This is a genomic window from Propionivibrio sp., assembly GCF_016790145.1.
In the GTDB taxonomy this organism is placed as follows: Bacteria; Pseudomonadota; Gammaproteobacteria; order Burkholderiales; family Rhodocyclaceae; genus Propionivibrio.
Window position 1 is genome coordinate 1 of sequence record NZ_JAEUOI010000218.1, and the last position, 4,679, is coordinate 4,679.

Here is a 4,679-nt window from a genome sequence, read left to right on the forward strand (position 1 = left end):
GCTAAGCTTGTTTTCGCCCGCATTGTCGTCCGCATTGTCGTCAAATCCGAGCCATTCCTGCATCTTGTTGGCCGCTTCCGCCTGCAGGCGGCCGGGTTCCCGCGTCCAGCGGCGCAGGAAGCTCTGGCAGCGCGGGTCGGAGAGCCTGAAGAAATAGTGCTCGGAGTTGCGCAGTTCCGGTTTGGCGCCGGAAATGGCCGAGTACGGGTTCTTCAGATCGTTGGGCGTGTAGGCCGCGCCGCAACTCTCGCAGTTGTCGCCGTATTGATCCATCGCGCCGCACTTGGGACATTCGCCCTTGATGAAGCGGTCGGGCAGGAACATCAGTCTGACCGGGTCGTAGTACTGCTCGATGAGGCGCTTCTCGATCAGGCCGGCGGCTTGCAGGCGAGCATAAATGGCGTTGGCACACGCGCGGGTTTCTTCGGAATGCGTGGTGTAGAAATTATCGAAAGCGACATGGAAGCCGGCGAAGTCGCGCGCATGTTCGCCATGCACCCGCTCGATCAGCGCCTCCGGCGTGATGCCGTCCTTTTCGGCGCGCAGCATGATAGGTGTGCCATGCGTGTCGTCGGCGCAGACGTACCAGCACTCGCTGATTTTCTCCTTGGGCTGCATCTTCTGGAAGCGAACCCAGATGTCGGTCTGAATGTATTCGACGAGATGACCGAGGTGGATGGCGCCGTTGGCATAAGGTAAGGCGGAAGTGACGAGGATTTTGCGGGTCATGGGCGGCGATCCGGAATTCCGGTGAGGTGCTGGAGTTGTTGTTGTAGCCGCTGGCGGCAAAGCATGCATTCTAGCAAAGTGCAGACCTTCACGTTTTAGTTGCGGCATGACCTGAAGGTCAGCCTTCACTGAAACGGGTGTTTTCGCCTTGACCCAGAAAGTCAGACAGGCTGCCCGTTTTAGTTCCGGCATGACCTGAAGGTCAGCCTTCACTGAAACAGGCGCCCTGTCCAGCAAGCCGGACAGGGCGCCTGTTTTCGGGTAAACTAGACAAAATTACTCGGGTATATCAACAAGGAGTGCAGAATGACCGTAACAATTGAAGCCGTGCAGACGGCGCTGAAAAATCTGATTGATCCCAATACGAAGAAGGACTTCGTTTCGACCCGCTCGGCAAAGAACATCAAGGTTGATGGCGACCAGGTGTCGCTCGATATCGAACTTGGTTATCCGGCGAAAACGCAGATCGAGGCCATTCGCAACGCTGTGGTTGCTGCCATCACGGCAATTCCCGGTGTCGCCCGCGTCGACGCCAATGTCAGCTTCAAGATCGTTGCGCACGCCGTGCAGCGCAATCTGAAGCCGCTCAAGGGCGTCAAGAATATCATCGCCGTGGCATCGGGCAAGGGCGGTGTCGGCAAGAGTACGACGGCAGTCAATCTGGCGCTGGCACTGGCGCAGGAAGGGGCGAGTGTCGGCTTGCTCGACGCCGACATCTACGGCCCCTCAATACCGCAGATGCTGGGTCTGGCCGGGCGCCATCCGGAGTCGGAAGACGGTACGTCGATGGATCCGCTACAGGCTTACGGCCTGCAGACGATGTCGATCGGTTACATGATCGATGTTGATGCGCCGATGGTCTGGCGTGGCCCGATGGTCACGCAGGCACTCGAACAGTTGCTTAACCAGACCAGTTGGCGCGACGTCGACTATCTCATCGTCGACATGCCGCCGGGTACGGGCGATACGCAACTGACGCTGGCCCAGAAGGTTCCGGTGACGGGTGCGGTGATCGTCACCACGCCGCAGGATATCGCCTTGATCGATGCGCGCAAGGGTTTGAAGATGTTCGACAAGGTTGGCATCCCGATTCTTGGGCTGGTTGAAAACATGAGTATCCATATCTGCTCGAAGTGCGGCAACGAAGAGCACATCTTTGGCCACGGCGGCGCGGAGAAAATGTGCACGGATTACGATGCCGAATTGCTTGGCTCGCTGCCGCTGGAACTCTCGATCCGCGAACTGGCCGATGCCGGGCGGCCGACCGTGGTCGGTGCCCCGGATTCGCGGGCGGCCGACATCTACCGGGCGATTGCCCGCCGCGTTGCGGTGAAGGTCGCCGAGCGCGCCAAGGACATGAGTGCCAGGTTCCCGAATATCGTTGTGCAGAACACCTGAGCGAGCCTGACCTGCTAACATCTTCCGCGAAGACGCAACGCTGCAAAGCAATCGCAAAGACTCCCGGGGAACCTGCGAGGCAATGCTGGTCACTTGGCCTGGCTCCGTTTCTTTGCGTTAACTTAGCGCTCCTGTGGTCTTTGCGGCGGGTTTTGAAGTTTTTCAGTTGCAAGCCTTCGGAAATCGTAAAATAGCCGGCTTTATTCAACGGTTTCCGGGACTCTGCGATGACCATCAAATCCGACAAGTGGATCCGCCGCATGGCGGAGCAGCACGGCATGATCGAGCCATTCGAAGCGAATCAGGTGCGCGAGATCGACGGGCGCAAGATTGTTTCCTACGGCACGTCGAGTTATGGCTATGACATTCGCTGCTCGAACGAATTCAAGTTGTTCACCAACATCAACTCGACCATCGTCGATCCGAAGAATTTCGATCCGAACTCATTCGTCGAGGTCAATAGCGATTTCTGCATCATCCCGCCGAACTCGTTCGCGCTGGCACGAACCGTCGAATACTTCCGAATCCCGCGCAGCGTGCTCACCGTCTGTCTCGGCAAAAGCACCTATGCACGCTGCGGCATCATCGTTAACGTCACTCCCTTTGAGCCCGAGTGGGAAGGCTATGTGACGCTCGAGTTCTCGAATACCACGCCCTTGCCGGCCAAGATCTACGCCAACGAAGGGATTGCTCAGGTCATTTTCTTCGAAGCCGACGAAGAGTGCGAAACCTCGTACAAGGACAGAGGCGGCAAGTACCAGGGCCAGGTCGGCGTGACTCTGCCAAAAATATAGAGAGGAGTCGGGAGTGAAGAGTTGAAACCTCGGCTCAGCGTCTCCTGTCTTGCTCCTCACTCATCAGTCCTAACTCTTTTCGGGTTCAATCATGCATTTCCATTTTCCTGTCATCATCATCGACGAGGACTTTCGTTCGGAGAACGCCAGTGGCCTGGGTATTCGCGCGCTGGCCGACGCCATCGAGGCCGAGGGTTTCGAAGTGCTGGGGGTGACCAGCTATGGCGATCTGACCTCGTTTGCCCAGCAGCAAAGCCGCGCGTCGGCGTTTATCCTGTCGATTGACGATGAGGAGTTCAGTGCCGGACAGGCGGAAAAAACCATCGCCGAGTTGCGCTCCTTCGTCAAGGAAATCCGCTGTCGCAACGAAGATATCCCGATTTTCCTGTACGGTGAGACACGCACCTCGCGACACATTCCGAACGACGTGCTGCGTGAACTGCATGGCTTCATTCACATGTTCGAGGATACCCCCGAGTTCATCGGCCGTTATGTCGTGCGCGAAGCCAAGACCTATCTGAAGAGTGTGCCACCACCGTTTTTCCGTGCGCTGACGCACTACGCCTCGGACGGCTCGTACTCGTGGCACTGCCCGGGGCACTCGGGCGGCGTCGCTTTTCTGAAGAGCCCGGTGGGGCAGATGTTCCACCAGTTTTTTGGCGAAAACATGTTGCGTGCCGATGTCTGCAACGCCGTCGAGGAACTCGGGCAGTTGCTCGACCACACCGGCCCGGTGGCGGCTTCGGAACGCAATGCGGCTCGCATTTTCAATGCCGATCACCTGTTCTTCGTCACCAATGGAACGTCGACCTCGAACAAGATCGTCTGGCACTCGACCGTGGCACCGGGCGATATCGTCATCGTCGACCGCAACTGCCACAAGTCGATATTGCACGCGATCATCATGACCGGCGCGGTGCCGGTGTTCCTGATGCCGACGCGCAATCATTACGGCATCATCGGCCCGATCCCGAAAGAAGAATTTCTCTGGGAAAACATCCAGAGGAAAATCGATGCCCATCCCTTTGCGCGTGACGTGAAAGCCAAGCCGCGCGTGCTGACCATTACGCAGAGTACCTACGACGGGATTCTCTACAACGTCGAGGAAATCAAGGAGATGCTCGACGGGAAAATCGATACCCTGCATTTCGATGAAGCCTGGCTGCCGCACGCTGCTTTCCACGACTTCTACGGCGATTACCACGCCATCGGCGCCGACCGTCCGCGCTGCAAGGAGTCGATGATATTCTCGACGCAGTCGACACACAAGCTGCTCGCCGGCCTGTCGCAGGCATCGCAGATTCTGGTGCAGAACTCGCAAGACCGCGAACTTGATCGCGATATTTTCAACGAGGCCTACCTGATGCATACGTCAACCTCGCCGCAGTACGCAATCATTGCTTCATGCGATGTGGCAGCGGCGATGATGGAAGCGCCGGCGGGTACCGCGCTGGTTGAAGAATCGATCGCCGAGGCGCTCGACTTCCGCCGCGCCATGCGCAAGGTTGATGAAGAGTGGGGTGCCGACTGGTGGTTCAAGGTCTGGGGTCCGGACGATCTTTCGGAAGAAGGCATCGAAGAGCGCGAGGCCTGGATGCTCAAGCCGGGCGAGCGCTGGCATGGCTTCGGCATGCTGGCCGAAGGCTTCAACATGCTCGATCCGATCAAGGCCACCGTGATCACCCCCGGTCTGGCTGTCGATGGTGACTTTTCCGAGTGCGGCATTCCGGCGGCGATTGTCACCAAGTATCTGGCCGA

The 4,679-nt window shown here is 58.0% G+C and carries 4 protein-coding genes; 3 read left to right on the plus strand and 1 reads right to left on the minus strand.

From position 1 onward, the window contains the following. The coding region (locus JNM42_RS17470; RefSeq protein WP_294273220.1) for a class I tRNA ligase family protein at positions 1 to 729 on the minus strand (729 nt) is incomplete at its 3' end. Between the two features lie 306 nt (positions 730 to 1,035). Between JNM42_RS17470 and apbC the strand changes: the two genes are divergently transcribed. From apbC to JNM42_RS17485, 3 genes are all read left to right on the plus strand, one after another. Further along, entirely contained in the window at positions 1,036 to 2,127 is a 1,092-nt protein-coding gene (apbC, locus tag JNM42_RS17475) for an iron-sulfur cluster carrier protein ApbC (RefSeq protein WP_294273223.1), read from the plus strand. A gap of 227 nt (positions 2,128 to 2,354) precedes the next feature. Continuing rightward, positions 2,355 to 2,921: a dCTP deaminase gene (dcd, locus tag JNM42_RS17480; protein WP_294273228.1), complete on the plus strand. Its 567-nt coding sequence runs from the start codon at positions 2,355 to 2,357 to the stop codon at positions 2,919 to 2,921. A gap of 91 nt (positions 2,922 to 3,012) precedes the next feature. Then, a partial coding sequence (locus JNM42_RS17485) for an Orn/Lys/Arg decarboxylase N-terminal domain-containing protein (RefSeq protein ID WP_294273231.1) occupies positions 3,013 to 4,679 on the plus strand: 1,667 nt, incomplete at its 3' end.

Coding starts and splice junctions, on each gene's coding strand:
- apbC (WP_294273223.1), top strand. CDS start 1,036: ATGACCGTAACAATTGAAGCCGTGCAGACGGCGCTGAAAAATCTGATT.
- dcd (WP_294273228.1), top strand. CDS start 2,355: ATGACCATCAAATCCGACAAGTGGATCCGCCGCATGGCGGAGCAGCAC.